The following is a 14,003-nucleotide window of genomic DNA, read 5'->3' as shown; positions in this document are numbered from 1 at the left end:
AAGTTTACCACTCCCCATTTTTTAAATGTCAAAATATGTTAAACATAGCTCAGCATAAGGCTATTCCCTTCATAATTCAATATATTAGCCATATTAACCGTTTTTAATTATTTTGATGAAACTGATAAACTTTGTTATTGCCTTTCTTTTGCTATCCACAACTTTGCACTTTTCTGCAAATGCACAACAGGACAGTGTTGTTTTAAACAATATCATTAGCAAAACCAAAAAACTCTCCGACGAGCAGCCTATAGAAAAAGTCTATCTACATTTCGATAAACCTTACTATAGTGTTGCAGATACGATCTGGTTTAAAGCATACCTGACTATGGAACAGAACATTCCTTCTCAGCTCAGCAAGATTGTTTATGTGGATGTTATCAATGAGCGGGATTCCCTGGTTGAAACCTTAAAACTTCCAACAGTAAACAGTGTAGCCACGGGTAATATCCCTTTAACACAAGGCACTTATAAACAAGGCAATTATTACATTAAAGCTTATACCGTTTGGATGATGAACTTTAGTGATCAGTACTTTTTCAAAAAAACCATTCCAATCGGAGAGGCTATAGACAAGCAACTGATTACACATTTCAATTATACCAATGTGCAAACAGATAAAAGTCAAACCATAAACGCAATTATTCAGTTTAAAAATGCGGATAAGGTAGTTCAGGCTGGTAAACTGGTGAACTGGAAAGTCATTTCTAATTATGAAACGGTGAGTAAAGGAAAAGGCACAACAGATCAGAATGGAATTCTAAAAATCAAAATAGAACCCCGTAAAAATGAACTCATCACCAATGGTGAGCTCATTACAGAGCTTAGCCTAACTGAAAAGGAAATCCTGACTTCTACTTTTAGCTTAAGACCTGTTAAATCCGACAATGACCTCCAATTCTTCCCTGAAGGAGGAGAATTAGTCAACGGTATAGCCGTAAGAATCAGTTTCAAAGCACTTAATGCTAAAGGATTAGGCGCAGCGTTAACAGGAACAATTATAGACAATACGGGAAATACCTTAACCAACTTTAGCTCAAACAATTTAGGAATGGGCTCTTTTTACCTGAATACAGAACCAGGTAAAACCTATAAAGCGAATGTGAGTTTCAAAGATGGTAGCACCAAAACCTTTGAATTACCAAAGGCGAGCCCGAGCGGAATCATCACTCAAATTACCAATACTGATCCGGTGAATTTCAACCTAAAAATCCTTGCAAATGATGCTTATTTTGAGCAAAACAAAGGCAAAACATATTTCATTATAGCCACACAAGGAGGAATTATCTATTATGCGGCAAAAACACGCCTGGCTACTCAGGTAAATTCAGCAAAAATTCCGAAAGATAAATTCCCAAGCGGAATTGTACAAGTGACGCTTATTTCTGAAAGTGGTGAGCCACTTAATGAGCGTCTGGCCTTTAACTACCCAACACAGGAAAACTTATCACTTAAATCAGATTTACCTACCTATAAACCCAGACAAAAAGTAAAGCTAAGTGTGATCCCCAAAAGCGTCACTCAACCATTAGAAGGTACTTATTCAGTATCTGTTACTGATGAAACTAAGGTTCCGGTGGATGAGGATACAGAAACTACAATTTTAAGTTCATTACTATTGACTTCCGACCTAAAGGGCTATGTAGAGAAACCTAATTATTATTTCCATAAACCAGATGAGAAAAAAATAGCTGACCTTGACTTACTATTATTGACTCAGGGTTTCCGCCGTTTTACAATGAAAGAGGTTTTAACTGGTAAGCCTACTCCAATCACTTATCTACCAGAGCAAGATATGCGCATCACAGGTACACTGAGAGATCGTACAGGAATGCCAGTCAGAAAAGGTGCTTTACGCCTAACCGTTCCGGGAACCAGTATTTCTGCTGAAGCCATCACCAGTCCGTCAGGAATTTTTGCGTTTGGTAATCTGGTGATTCCAGATTCATCTGAGGTCTTGATCAATGCAAAATACAGCACCAATGGTTCTAACTTAATGATTTTATTAGATGGATCCCCATTACCTGACGTAGGAAAAAACCTCAATCATGTTGGATCAGCCGAAAATATTGACAGTACTTTATCAGCTTACTTAAACAATAGTAAAAAGCAATACAACTTCCTTCGCAACTTAAAAGAAGTAAAGATTGAAGGCGCTAAAGTAAAAAGACCGAGTCATGCAGATCATTCCAATCTGGCGGGTTTAAGTTCAATCAATGCTACTGTAATTGAGGGAGATCGCTTAAAAGATTGTAATTCCCTTGCGTTATGCTTACAAACTATGGCTATTGGCTTAACTTATTTTGAAAACAATTTCTACGTGACCCGTGATTACCAATCTGGCAGCAGGGTTCCAGTAGCCATCTTCATCAACGGAATGGCACTGGACTATATGGCTTTATTGGGCGTAAACCCGAAAGATGTAGAATCTGTAGAAGTGTTCACTAAAGATGACCTTGGTACCATTAATAGGATGTATAACACCAATGGAGTACTGGTGGTAAATACGAAGAAAGTGGTAAAAAGCAACATGAGTATTGCTGATTTAAAGAAAATGCTCCCTAAAGAAAACATGCTTAAGTTTAGTCCGAAAGGATTTAGCAAACAGCGCGAATTCTATATGCCTAAATATACCAACCCTGCAAACACCTATAATTTTAATGATTTGAGAAGCACAATTTATTGGAATCCTAGAGTGAATACCAGTGGTACTGCCCCTTTAGTATTAGAATACTGGAATGCCGATGGCAGAGGAACGTATAAAGCAGTAATTGAAGGGGTAGACAAATACGGCAATTTAAGTCGCTTTGTCTACCGCTACACAGTAAAATAACTAGTGGTCTGAATCACCCTCTTTGTGCTGATTCAGACACTCTAAACCAGTTTCGGTCATAACCCATTCAGAATATTCCTGATTGTCGTCCGAATAACAATCCCAGAAATTATACCCATTTAAATATCTATTGAAATCTCGATTGATCTTTAAATGGGTTCCTACTGGCACAGCTAAAGTCAACGACACTTCCTGACCTCGATAATTCGCTTTTTTCATCAGTTGTAAGGCTGAACTAAAATTTAAAGTTGAATCTACCTGTTGAAAATCATAATGTATATTCTGTGCATTTTTCAAAGCCGATTCAAAAGTTCTGCCATTTGAACTATAATTTTCGGTAAGCGCTATCTTTCCATTTTGACTTTTCTCCAGTCTCAGACTCATATTTCTTGGCTGATCCAAAGGGCCTCTTCCATCATTCAGAATTCTTCGTCCTTTATAATTTATCGGATCAATCTTATAATTTAAACTATCTTCCTTTGTGAAGAACCTGGTCTTATCAATAGACAAAACAAGTGTCTTATGTGGTACCAACTCTGTCACCTGGGCAAATTCTGCACTTTCCTTAAATTCGGCACTTACTTTAGCAATATAAAAAACACTCACTGCCAAGCCTACCAGCCAAATGATCAGCAAGCCAAAAGAAAGCGTTTTATGAATAGGCTTACCATTGAAAGCAACTCGGATAGAGAACAACACCAGCGCTAGAATCGGAATTACAAACACGACAAATGCGGCGAGCACCATATTGCTGAAATAAGTTTCATCTATGATACTGAATGGGAAATAGCTGTAAACAGCTGCGTCCCATAGCCCGAATAATCCTGCCAGACTAATGATCAGCATGAGCAATAAGAATGAACCAAAAATCACCACTCCAGTAGCCACTACCTTAAGCACAGCTTTACCTGTACCACTAATAAAGTTTCCTAAAAACTCAAAAAACTCAGCCAGGAAACCACGCGACTGCTGTACCAAGGGGTTCAGATGGCTGTTCATAAATCCTCTTAGATTCGCCGCTTCTCCTCTCATTGCCATTTTCTCGGACTTGCTTTCTGCTCTAGGAATTACTATCCACATGATCAGATAAATCAAAATTCCAGAGCCTCCAATAAAGATCGAAATCAATGCTGCTAACCTAAGCCAACGAGCTTCAATATTTAAGTAGTGTCCTAAGCCAACACAAACACCAGCAACCATGGCCTGATCTGTATCCCGGTATAATTTTTTAATCCCAGTCGGGGTGGATGAGGGCTGATAATTTCCGTTATTCTCTTCCTGTTCCTCTGAATTTTCAAAATCCTTCACAGAACCCATCTGAATAATCACCGATCGTACATCCTGGATATCGATCACTTGTTTTTGTTGTATAGTCAGGATCTCTCCGAACATTTCTGCAATCCTGTTTTCAATGTCCGTGACTATTTCGAAATCATCTGCATTCTTTGCAAAATGTTGTTTTACCTCATTCAGGTAAACTGTGAGCATCTCATAAGCATCTTCCTCTAAGTGAATGATGGAATTGCCAATATTTATGTTTAACGTCTTTTTCATGATTTGGTTAGGTTTATTTGGTTCACGGATTCCAGATCTGTTCCTTTTTTAGAAGTATTGATGGCATAGGCCAACTCCTGCCAGGTATGGTCCAGCTGACCAAGTATGGCCATTCCTTCTGTGGTTAACAGATAGTACTTTCTAGGCGGGCCGGAAGTTGATTCCACCCAATTATAACTCAACAAGCCATTATTCTTCAGTCGGGTTAATAAAGGATATAAAGTTCCTTCCACAACCAGCAATTTGGCTGTCTTTAATTCTGCGATAATATCGGAAGCATAGATCTCACCTCTGGATATGATCAGGAGCACACAGTATTCCAATATGCCCTTTCGCATTTGTGTTTGCGTATTTTCTGCTATCATAATTCAAAGTTATATGTTTTATATAGTAATATGCAATACATAGTACTATATAAAATACTAAATTAAGCTTAATTAGCTGATTATCAGCGTTATTATTTTTTTCAATAAAAATAGACAGGAAAAGTTAAAGGAAGACTAATAAAAAGGACAGCATAGAAATTTTTTCAACACCAAAGCACTGATAATGAGCACAAAAATCAACTAATCAACAGTTAAAATGAAAGAAGAGCAGAACTTATTAACAATCCAACATTTACTACTGATTTTGGCTCACACTTTGCATTAAATCAATTACATCTACTCAAAACATCTACCTATGTTAAGTAAATCGTTTTCCATATTTCATGTTTTTGCCAGGCAAAAAAAAGAAAAAACTGAAAGGGTAATTACTCAGAAAGACTGGATCAATGCGGATCGGGTTGTATTGATTTTTTTACTGTTGGCAACGATAATAGGAGCGATTATATTTTCCTAAGTGCAGGTAGAATCATTAACATTGATTTATTTTTAAAGCGTATTATGATACGCTTTTTTAATGCGTAAAAACCATTTACAATAACAAGGTATCAATCCTATGGGCTTGAACTCTGGATTGACTCAGCGACCAGCTATAAATGGTAAAATGTCCATCTTGTGAAGCTACCAATGCAGTCGCATCTCTTTGATCATGGACAAATTGTGCCGCAGAAAGATGCCTTGTTCCTCCAACTTTCGTTGGATGAACCACAATCGCATCTCCCCCTTTTATAGGTTCAGAAAAAGAAATTTCATCAATATTATCTTTTCCCTTCGCCCGACCTATTTTGGCGCCAAATGCCAATAACTCATAATCGCTGCTAATCACGGTAGCTCCATCTACAGCAGTTAATCCTGCCAAATGCTCCACTTCCCGTTTCAGTGCGGTTTGCCAAAAAATCTGACTCGCTTCCTTTCGATCCTGTTGTAATAACTTAGAAAGACCGGTAAAAGCGGGTTGTATATAATATTGAATAGGTTTAATAATGGATTGCAACCAATGATTCGTCTCTGTAGGTACAATCAATAAGGTGCCTCCTCTCCCATGACTTCTCATAGAGACTGCAAGCTGAATCATCACATTGACTGAATCGTTCCAGTAAGAAGGTGCAGTAAGGTCTAGCAGCGAAAGTAACATTGGCGGACAATCTTTCATATCCGTATGTTTCTCTTCTACCATCTTCACCTGATCACCTTTGAGTACCGCAATGTTTGTAAACTTACCAAACCCATAGATCCTGCGGTGTTTGATCACCAATAAGGCAGGCTCTGAAACATCCAGTACAAAGCAAAAATTAGGAATGCTTACAGTAGTTCCCCAAACAAAGAGTTCATCATCTTCCATCCATACGCCAAGATGAATTCCCGCCCGTTCCACACCAGGGGCAATTTTAGTTAGTATTCCTGCATTTAAAGGCAAACGATGTTTGAAAAGCAAGGGGTTTCCCGCTTGCTGAGGGGGAAGATAGGCTAAAGAAATCTTCGGTGAGTGCCCTTCCTCTTTACGCAAGCTTGCCCAAAAAGTGGCATCAATAATGGCTTCCACCACATTTGCAGTAGGCAATGGGGCAAGATCATCTTCTCCACTTTCTCTGGCTGCAGAAAGGTGCGCTGCAAAAATAGCTTCAACTTTTGGGGCAATCACCCTTGCTGCCTGATAGGTCGAGTAGTAGATCATGCCATAAAGTTAAACTATTCCTATTATTTTATGGTATACCTGATGCCAAAAAATCCCCTGATATTTTGATTAGGTCCAAACACATAATTTGGGTCAAATGTTAGCCCATAAGGGTTATTTTCAGTGGGTTTTACTTTCCCATATTCATCATAAATGACCTGCTTATCGAAAGGATCATTTGACCCCGCAATGATAAATGGATTTCCACGATTAGGGGTCCAGTTCAACAAATTTTTAATCCCAGCATAAAGCTCAAAACACTCGAATCCAGTATAGGTAAACTGGATATTCTGAATACTCCAAACAGGAGAAAATTCTTTCCTTGGATCTAATGGCCCAAGGAGTGGTAAGCGCATAGGACTATAGAGATTTCCTGTATAATCAATTCCCAGATCCAAAGCTTTGAGTCTGTAAGAAACCGCCCAATTTCCTGAAAACTTTTCCGTTAGAATCTGTTGTTTTTTAATCCCATGCTCAAAGGTCGCCACATCCTGATAAGTCGCCCCAATAACTAATTTCAAACCATTATTTAAGGCCATATCAAAGTTAGCGGTTAAGCCCTTACTTACTGCGTAACCATCCAGATTATCATAAATAATTTTATTCGGATCAGTATCGAAATCACCAATAATCCGATTGTTAAAATAGGTGTAAAATGCCGAAGTTTCTATCCCAAAATATGTCCCATCATTGGCATACATTTTCCTAAGAAAATTCAGGTTCACATTATAGGTTTTTTCAGGTTTCAGTTTTGTGGCAATCACTACTTCTCTTGCCCCAGTTAATGCAGCATGATCTTCCGTGAAAATATTAACCACCCTAAAACCAGTTCCAGCATTTAAACGAAGGATGTTCTGCTCGTTTAATTTCCATTTATAGGCTGCCCGGGGCGTCATGATATTGCCATGTAAAGAATTATAGTCGTAACGAATACCCGCCAGCACAGTATGATTTGGGCTCAGGCTGATTTCATCCTGTACAAAAATTCCAGGGAGCCAGATATTTTTTGCTGGATTATTTAGCTCGGTAGCAGCTGTATTGTCATCATAATAGGTATACCGCAATGCCGTTCCAATTAGGAAGTCATGTGCTTTGATCTTCTTATCCCAGGTCAGTTGTCCGAAGCCTACCTTTTGTGTAGCGATGTAAGATTTATCTCCATACCGGCTATCCTGATCATGGTTATTATAAGAAAAAGCAAAAAATATCTTTTCTTTTACTGGTAACTGATAATTTCCAATCAACTCCCATCTTTTGGTATAAATGCTCTCCCCATACACCTGATCTCCGCCCCGATAAGATTTATTCCAATTCGTTTCTCCACCCCAACGATCTTCATACAAATAACGACCTGCAAGGGTAAAAAGACGATTTTCCTTACGCTGTAAATTCCACTTTTGAAACACAGAAATCCGGTCCTGTAAGGTCACATCGGTGAAATGATCATGATTATGGTCTACCACATTCCCGAATTTATAATAGTTAACTCCGGTAAGGGCCGTCGCCTTTCCTACTTTAGTTTTTAGTCCCAGATCTGCATTAAATTCCGCATAAGTGGTCCCAAAGATATCCGCAGAAAACAATGGCGCATTCTGAGGTTTTTTAGTGATGATATTGATCAATCCGCCCACAGCCTCACTACCATATAAAGAAGAAGCCGGACCTTTCACAATTTCGATCTGCTCGACCAGGGAGTTTGGGATACCTGACAGTCCGTAAACTGTCGACAAGCTGCTTACGATAGGCATCCCATCAATTAAAATCATTGTATAAGGCCCTTCTAAACCATTGATATGAATATCACCCGTATTACAGATATTACAATTCAATTGTGGTCTTACTCCATTTACATTCTGCAAAGCGTCAAATATGCTTGGTGTCGGATTTTTTCTAAAGAAAGCCGGTGTGTAAACCTCCACTGGCACCGGGCTTTCCAATCTGTTCACCTCTTTCAATGTTCCGGTAACCACCACCTCATTCAGATCATTCTGAAAATTACTTAAATCAAAATCCAGGCGCAGCGATTCTCCTGCTTTCAGGAACGTCATTTTGGCCATTTTCTTGAAACCGACAGCCGAAGCCTGAACTTTATAACTCCCGGCCTGAACTCCAGTCAATTCATAGAAACCTGCGCTATCCGTACTGGTTACCAAACCCGTTGAGGCCAGGCTGATATTGACTAAAGGTACAGGATCTCCTTCAGAAATTACCCTCCCTCGAATGCTGGCGGTTTGCGCAACAACAGATAAACTACAGATTAAAAGCAGAATAGCTATAAAAGCCCACATAAATAATGTTTTCATTGGTTGTAGTGAAATAAAAGTTAGACTAACAAAACATTACAAAACTAAATAAGTTAGACGAGCCTAACAAATCATATTTGATATTTATTATTTTATATTTGTAGTATGCTATCTTATACGGAAGAAAACTATTTAAAAGCCTTATTGAAACTGAGCTTTCAAAACGAGGACAAACCTGAAGCTGGCACCAATGAAATGGCGGCTCATTTAGGTGTAAAGCCAGCTACCGCCACAGATATGCTGAAAAAGCTAAAGGAGAAAGATCTGGTCAACTACAAAAAATATGGAAAGATTTTATTGACATCATCTGGAAAACAGCAAGCACTGGAGATTTTAAGAAAGCATCGTTTATGGGAAACTTTTCTCTATAAGAAGCTCGATTTTAGTTGGGATGAGGTTCATGAGGTAGCCGAACAACTAGAGCATATTCAGTCTACCAAACTCGTAGATAAGCTCGAAGAATTTCTGGGCTTTCCTGAGTTTGATCCACACGGTGATCCTATTCCAAAAGCCAATGGTGAGATTCCTATGTTAGAAAAGATCCTACTTTCAGAAATAAAAGAAGGAGAAGTTTGTCAGGTAGTTGCCGTAAAAGATACTTCAACCGTATTTTTGCAATACCTCGAAAAGTTACAAATTACAATTGGCAGTCCTATAAAAGTTCTGGAACGGGTAGACTTTGATGGCTCCATGAGCATCCAGATTTCCAACCAGGAAGAGAGAAATGTATCCATGAAATTCGCAGAGAGTTTATTTGTGAAGAGATAGTTGTAAATTTAAATCCATTCAATTCATCACCTCCATCATAAAATATGTCAACAGAAATAAAATGTCCTAATTGTGCGCACACTTTTCCAATTGAAGAAGTCATGGCTGAGGAGTATAAAAAAGACCTCAGAGAGAAGATGGTTACTTTTACTAAGCAAAAGGATGAAGAATATCAACTAAAGTTGAGCAAATTAACCCAGCAACAAAAAGAGCAGGAACAGGTTTATGAACAACAGCAAAGGCTACAGGCACAAGCTTTTGAGAAAAAGCTGGCTGAAGAAAAAAAGGTATTACAAACTGCCCTGGAGGAAACATTAAGGAAAAGCATTGCCAGCGACTTTGAGAATAAACTTCAAATGATGGACAATGCCCAGAAGGAAGCAGAAGAAAAGCTGAAACTTGCCCGTTCAAAAGAGCTGGATTTCCTAATGAAGGAAAAGGCCATGAAAGAAAAGGAAGAAGAGATGGAGCTCCAATTGCAACGCAAGTTACAAGAGCAACGCGCGGAAATGGTAGAGCAAATCAGGAAGCAGGAGGCAGAAAAAACCAACCTTAAAGATACCGAACATCAACTCCGTGTCAAAGAATTGGAAAAACAGCTGGACGACCAGAAAAAACTCGCAGAAGAAATGAAACGTAAAGCTGAACAAGGCTCAATGCAGCTGCAAGGCGAGGTTCAAGAACTGATCCTCGAAGAACTATTGCGTAATGCTTTTCCTTTTGATATCATTTCTGAAGTGGGTAAAGGAGTAAGAGGTGCAGATTGCGTTCACCATGTCAGAAATCAATTTGGTCAGGAATGCGGAAAAATTATTTATGAAAGTAAGCGCACCAAAGATTTCTCTATGGAATGGATTGAAAAATTAAAAAAAGACATGCGCAGCATGGGCGTAGACGTAGCCGTAATCGTGACGCAATCCTATCCAAAAGGAATGGATTGTTTTGGTGAAAAAGATGGTGTATGGATCTGTTCATTTGATGAAGTAAAAGCAGTTTCTTACATCCTTAGAGATGGAATTTTAAAATTATATGGCGCCACAAAATCTCAGGAAAATCGTGGTGATAAAATGCACATGTTATACGATTACCTAACCAGTAATGAGTTTTCTGAACAATGGAAAGCCATCAGAGAAGGTTTTATGAGCATGAGATTATCCATTCAAAAAGAACGCGATGCCATGGAAAAACTATGGAAAGCCAGGGAGAAACAATTGGAGAAGGTCATGTTAAATGCTGCTCATATTCGCGGTTCCATTGAAGGAATTGCCGGTACTGATACCATTCAACTGAGCTTGACCGATGATGAAGATGACGCTTTATTACTGGAATAATTCATTGAATCTTAGAATATGATTTACGCAAAAAAGAAAGTTCAGCATACTGCTAATCTCGCATCACAAACCGCAAAAATCATTGCGAATGTAAAAGAGCTGGAAGAAAAAAATATAATCCGTATTGAAGGAAATGAGGTCCTCTTATATCCAGAAATATGGAAGGATAAAGTCACCGCCCTAAACTGGATCAAATGTCTTCACCTTTATTGCATGATGAAAAAGCGTTTCAAGGAAAGTGATGTTTTATTTTTTAAACATATCGAAACTGGAGTAGTTCTTGGTGCTTTCAAAAACAAAAAGGCCAGCGTACTTATATTTTAAGTGCTGGCCTCCTCTTCAATTGTACCCTTTATGTTTTTGTACCGGTAACACATTTTTTCAACCAGCGTTCAGTTTTCCAACGTTCCTGCTCTTCTGGCGTTAAGAACGTCCAGGCGATAAAACGGCTGATCTTCTGACCTTGGGCCATTTCTATCGTTTTAACCTGTACCGGATATACTTTATCCAATGCAGCATGTATAAAAGGTAGGTGCATACTTTTAGAAACCAATGTCGTAAACCAGAAACACTGTTTGCTGATCATTTGACTTTCCTGAATCATCTTTCTGATGAAACCTACCTCTCCACCTTCACACCACAATTCCGCCTGCTGCCCCCCAAAATTGAGCACCGGAGTTTTACCTTTCTGTTTCCCTAAATTCCTTACTTTTCGTTGAGTTCCCTCTTGTGCTTCTTCCGCCGAACCATGAAATGGTGGGTTACACATTGTGAAATCAAACATTTCCCCCGGTTTCAACACACCTTTAAAAATCTGATTTTTATGCATTTGTAATCTGGGAAACACCGCAGCCGATAAAGATGGATTTATAGCGACAATATTTTTGGCAGACCTGATCGCATACGAATCTACATCAGACCCTACAAAAGACCATCCATATTCCTGATGCCCAATGATCGGGTAAATACAATTGGCCCCTATGCCAATGTCCAGTCCTTTAATCTGTGAAGATTTCGGTGCTGTTCCGCTGTTTACTTCAGCGAGTAAATCTGCCAAATAATGGACATAATCAGCCCTTCCCGGGATTGGTGGACAAAGATACCCTTCCGGAATATCCCAATGATCAATCTGATAAAAATGTTTCAGTAACGCCTTATTCAACAACCTCACCGCCACTGGATCTGAAAAATCAATGGATTCATCTCCATATGGATTAACCGTCACAAAAGGACGTAGCTCTGGTAAAGTTCTAATCAATTCCGGAAAATCATACCTGGAACGGTGCTTGTTTCTTGGGTGTAACTCGTTTTTTTCTATAGACATTAGTTTCAACTAAATAATCGACAAAGGTAAGGTTATTTAGGTTAAACATGGTCATGCCCCCTTTATGGTTTGTTGGCCACAATAGGCTCAAAAATTGGTTTAGGCCCTCTTCTCTTTGCATCTGAGGATTTATGGTGGAAATTTTTGGCCCTATAAATCGATATGAAGTATTTAAAAATTGGATATCTAGTCAAGCATGACGTACTTTGCAAACTGAAAGAATAGAACTTATACCGCATATGACTAAATTTATCAAAGGTTTTGGTTATGCGTTTTCCGGAATCGCTTATGCCAGCAAAAGCCAACTCAATTTCAGGTTCCACCTATGTGCCCTCAGTATCGTTGGCATAGCCGGATGGTATTTTGAACTAAATACAGAAGAGTGGTTATGGATTATTACAGCCTCAGGAATCGTATTGCTTTCAGAATTATTCAATACCGCGATAGAGGTACTGGTGGACCTCGTTTCACCGGAGATCCATCCAAAGGCAAAAATAATTAAGGATGTGGCAGCCGGAGCGGTGTTGATTGCGGCCTTTACTGCACTATTGATTGGCTTAATCATTTTTCTTCCAAAATTGACTCATGTTGCATAAAACACGTGGAATCGTATTAAAAACGACACTTTATAGTGAAAGTAGTGTCGTAGTACAAATGTTTACCGAAAAATTCGGAATGCAATCCTACCTGATCAATGGGGTGAAAAAGCCCAGAGCAAAAATTAAAATGAATATGCTACAGCCTTTACATCTGGTAGAGATGGTAGTTTACCATAAAGTAAACTCAAGCATACAACGGATTTCTGAACTGAGACCAGCACCTATTTTCCGCAGTATTCCTTACGACATTCTGAAAAGTACAATGGCAATGTTCCTGAATGAGGTGCTATATAAAAGCATTCGTCAACAGATGACAGATGAACATTTGTTCAATTTCATCTATAATGCCGTTTGCTGGTTTGATGAATCTGAAGGATTAAATGTAAATTTCCATCTGGCTTTTCTATTAAAATTATCACGTTACCTTGGTTTTGCACCAAGTACGCAGACCAAAAGTGACCAAAGTTATTTCGATTTACAGGAGGGTGAGTTTAAATCTTTACCTCCGGTGCATCCCCATTTTATGGAAAAGGAAGATGCAGTCCCATTTATTTCACTATATATTTTGCCTTTCGAAAAAATAATTGAAATAAAGTTAGATAATAAAACACGCCGTAGAATTCTTGATAAAATACTGATATACTACACCTTACACACCGCTTCTTTCGGAGAAATCCGCTCACATCAGGTCCTGGAAGATATTTTATCATAAAATAGTTGAAAATATTTTTGCAAAACTGATTTAAGGGTGTATATTTGCAATCCCAAAACGAAGGTAACTTTGCAAAACGGGAAAGAGCTTACTCAGCTCGTATTTAATACAAATAGAGTACAGCAGAAGGGAAATTAGCTCAGCTGGTTCAGAGCACCTCGTTTACACCGAGGGGGTCGGGGGTTCGAACCCCTCATTTCCCACCAAAACAGACACTCAACTGTTTTAAAACAAAAAGAGTAAAACCAAAAGGGAAATTAGCTCAGCTGGTTCAGAGCACCTCGTTTACACCGAGGGGGTCGGGGGTTCGAACCCCTCATTTCCCACCAAAACCTTTCAGAACCTCTGAAAGGTTTTTTTATGTCCAATAATTTCGGATCAATGCCAAAAGTTGTGGAGCAAAGGCGATTTTTTGAACTCCTAAGCATATAGCTGAGTCAACCTGTAGAGAAAAAATTCTACATTTTTCACGCCTCTAAATAAGTTTCTGAAAGCCTTGATTTTTGCATTGAAAGACTCCA

At 38.8% G+C, this 14,003-nt stretch carries 11 protein-coding genes, 2 tRNA genes and 1 pseudogene; 8 read left to right on the top strand and 6 right to left on the bottom strand.

The window, feature by feature from the left end; all coding sequences use genetic code 11:
- Positions 1–115 precede the first annotated feature (115 nt).
- Complete coding sequence (locus R2Q94_RS21630) at positions 116–2,833, top strand: carboxypeptidase-like regulatory domain-containing protein (protein WP_316823560.1); 2,718 nt, start codon at positions 116–118, stop codon at positions 2,831–2,833.
- On the opposite strand, the gene R2Q94_RS21625 is transcribed toward R2Q94_RS21630, so the two are convergent.
- The 4 genes from R2Q94_RS21625 to R2Q94_RS21610 all read right to left on the bottom strand — a co-directional run bounded on the left by R2Q94_RS21625 (position 2,834) and on the right by R2Q94_RS21610 (position 8,748).
- The gene (locus R2Q94_RS21625) at positions 2,834–4,387 is read right to left on the bottom strand and encodes a PspC domain-containing protein (RefSeq protein WP_316823559.1); all 1,554 of its coding nucleotides are present in this window, start codon (positions 4,385–4,387) and stop codon (positions 2,834–2,836) included.
- A complete protein-coding gene (locus R2Q94_RS21620; protein ID WP_316823558.1) occupies positions 4,384–4,752 on the bottom strand; it encodes a PadR family transcriptional regulator in 369 nt (122 codons plus the stop codon). The genes R2Q94_RS21625 and R2Q94_RS21620 overlap by 4 nt, the downstream gene beginning before the upstream one ends.
- 550 nt (positions 4,753–5,302) lie before the next feature.
- The gene (locus R2Q94_RS21615; protein ID WP_316823557.1) at positions 5,303–6,445 is read right to left on the bottom strand and encodes a putative sensor domain DACNV-containing protein; all 1,143 of its coding nucleotides are present in this window, start codon (positions 6,443–6,445) and stop codon (positions 5,303–5,305) included.
- 23 nt (positions 6,446–6,468) lie between these two features.
- Positions 6,469–8,748 carry a TonB-dependent receptor gene (locus R2Q94_RS21610; RefSeq protein ID WP_316823556.1) on the bottom strand — a complete coding sequence of 760 codons (2,280 nt, stop codon included), beginning with the start codon at positions 8,746–8,748 and terminating at the stop codon, positions 6,469–6,471.
- 105 nt (positions 8,749–8,853) lie between these two features.
- On the opposite strand from R2Q94_RS21610, the gene R2Q94_RS21605 reads away from it, so the two are divergent.
- Genes R2Q94_RS21605 through R2Q94_RS21595 form a run of 3 tightly spaced genes read left to right on the top strand, consistent with a single transcriptional unit; the run spans position 8,854 to position 11,171 of the window.
- Positions 8,854–9,516, top strand: coding sequence for a metal-dependent transcriptional regulator (locus tag R2Q94_RS21605; RefSeq protein ID WP_316823555.1), 663 nt, complete (start codon positions 8,854–8,856; stop codon positions 9,514–9,516).
- 44 nt (positions 9,517–9,560) lie between these two features.
- On the top strand, positions 9,561–10,847 hold the full coding sequence (locus R2Q94_RS21600; RefSeq protein WP_316823554.1) for a DUF2130 domain-containing protein: 1,287 nt from the start codon (positions 9,561–9,563) through the stop codon (positions 10,845–10,847).
- An 18-nt stretch (positions 10,848–10,865) separates the two neighbouring features.
- A complete protein-coding gene (locus R2Q94_RS21595; protein ID WP_316823553.1) occupies positions 10,866–11,171 on the top strand; it encodes a hypothetical protein in 306 nt (101 codons plus the stop codon).
- Between the two features lie 28 nt (positions 11,172–11,199).
- Here the strand turns inward: R2Q94_RS21595 and rlmF are convergent, their stop codons facing one another.
- Entirely contained in the window at positions 11,200–12,171 is a 972-nt protein-coding gene (gene rlmF / locus R2Q94_RS21590; RefSeq protein ID WP_316823552.1) for a 23S rRNA (adenine(1618)-N(6))-methyltransferase RlmF, read from the bottom strand.
- Positions 12,172–12,410: 239 nt separating this feature from the next.
- Here rlmF and R2Q94_RS21585 point away from each other — a divergent pair, with 239 nt between their 5' ends.
- The 4 genes from R2Q94_RS21585 to R2Q94_RS21570 all read left to right on the top strand — a co-directional run bounded on the left by R2Q94_RS21585 (position 12,411) and on the right by R2Q94_RS21570 (position 13,811).
- Complete coding sequence (locus R2Q94_RS21585; protein WP_316823551.1) at positions 12,411–12,767, top strand: diacylglycerol kinase family protein; 357 nt, start codon at positions 12,411–12,413, stop codon at positions 12,765–12,767.
- On the top strand, positions 12,757–13,482 hold the full coding sequence (gene recO / locus R2Q94_RS21580; protein WP_316823550.1) for a DNA repair protein RecO: 726 nt from the start codon (positions 12,757–12,759) through the stop codon (positions 13,480–13,482). Before R2Q94_RS21585 ends, recO begins: the two co-directional genes overlap by 11 nt.
- 128 nt (positions 13,483–13,610) lie before the next feature.
- Positions 13,611–13,688, top strand: a tRNA-Val gene (locus R2Q94_RS21575).
- Positions 13,689–13,733: 45 nt separating this feature from the next.
- Positions 13,734–13,811, top strand: a tRNA-Val gene (locus R2Q94_RS21570).
- Between the two features lie 91 nt (positions 13,812–13,902).
- Here R2Q94_RS21570 and R2Q94_RS21565 read toward each other — a convergent pair.
- A pseudogene (locus R2Q94_RS21565) lies at positions 13,903–14,003 on the bottom strand (DDE transposase); the annotation flags it as partial.

This window comes from Pedobacter gandavensis (assembly GCF_032678465.1).
GTDB lineage: Bacteria > Bacteroidota > Bacteroidia > Sphingobacteriales > Sphingobacteriaceae > Pedobacter > Pedobacter gandavensis_B.
This window is presented reverse-complemented; position numbering and strand designations above follow the sequence as displayed.

What these genes read in the sequence shown, in the direction of transcription:
- R2Q94_RS21615 (WP_316823557.1), bottom strand. Translation starts at nt 6,445, where the DNA reads ATGATCTACTACTCGACCTATCAGGCAGCAAGGGTGATTGCCCCAAAA.
- R2Q94_RS21620 (WP_316823558.1), bottom strand. Translation starts at nt 4,752, where the DNA reads ATGATAGCAGAAAATACGCAAACACAAATGCGAAAGGGCATATTGGAA.
- rlmF (WP_316823552.1), bottom strand. Translation starts at nt 12,171, where the DNA reads ATGTCTATAGAAAAAAACGAGTTACACCCAAGAAACAAGCACCGTTCC.
- R2Q94_RS21625 (WP_316823559.1), bottom strand. Translation starts at nt 4,387, where the DNA reads ATGAAAAAGACGTTAAACATAAATATTGGCAATTCCATCATTCACTTA.
- R2Q94_RS21600 (WP_316823554.1), top strand. Translation starts at nt 9,561, where the DNA reads ATGTCAACAGAAATAAAATGTCCTAATTGTGCGCACACTTTTCCAATT.
- R2Q94_RS21630 (WP_316823560.1), top strand. Translation starts at nt 116, where the DNA reads ATGAAACTGATAAACTTTGTTATTGCCTTTCTTTTGCTATCCACAACT.
- R2Q94_RS21595 (WP_316823553.1), top strand. Translation starts at nt 10,866, where the DNA reads ATGATTTACGCAAAAAAGAAAGTTCAGCATACTGCTAATCTCGCATCA.
- R2Q94_RS21610 (WP_316823556.1), bottom strand. Translation starts at nt 8,748, where the DNA reads ATGAAAACATTATTTATGTGGGCTTTTATAGCTATTCTGCTTTTAATC.
- R2Q94_RS21605 (WP_316823555.1), top strand. Translation starts at nt 8,854, where the DNA reads ATGCTATCTTATACGGAAGAAAACTATTTAAAAGCCTTATTGAAACTG.
- recO (WP_316823550.1), top strand. Translation starts at nt 12,757, where the DNA reads ATGTTGCATAAAACACGTGGAATCGTATTAAAAACGACACTTTATAGT.
- R2Q94_RS21585 (WP_316823551.1), top strand. Translation starts at nt 12,411, where the DNA reads ATGACTAAATTTATCAAAGGTTTTGGTTATGCGTTTTCCGGAATCGCT.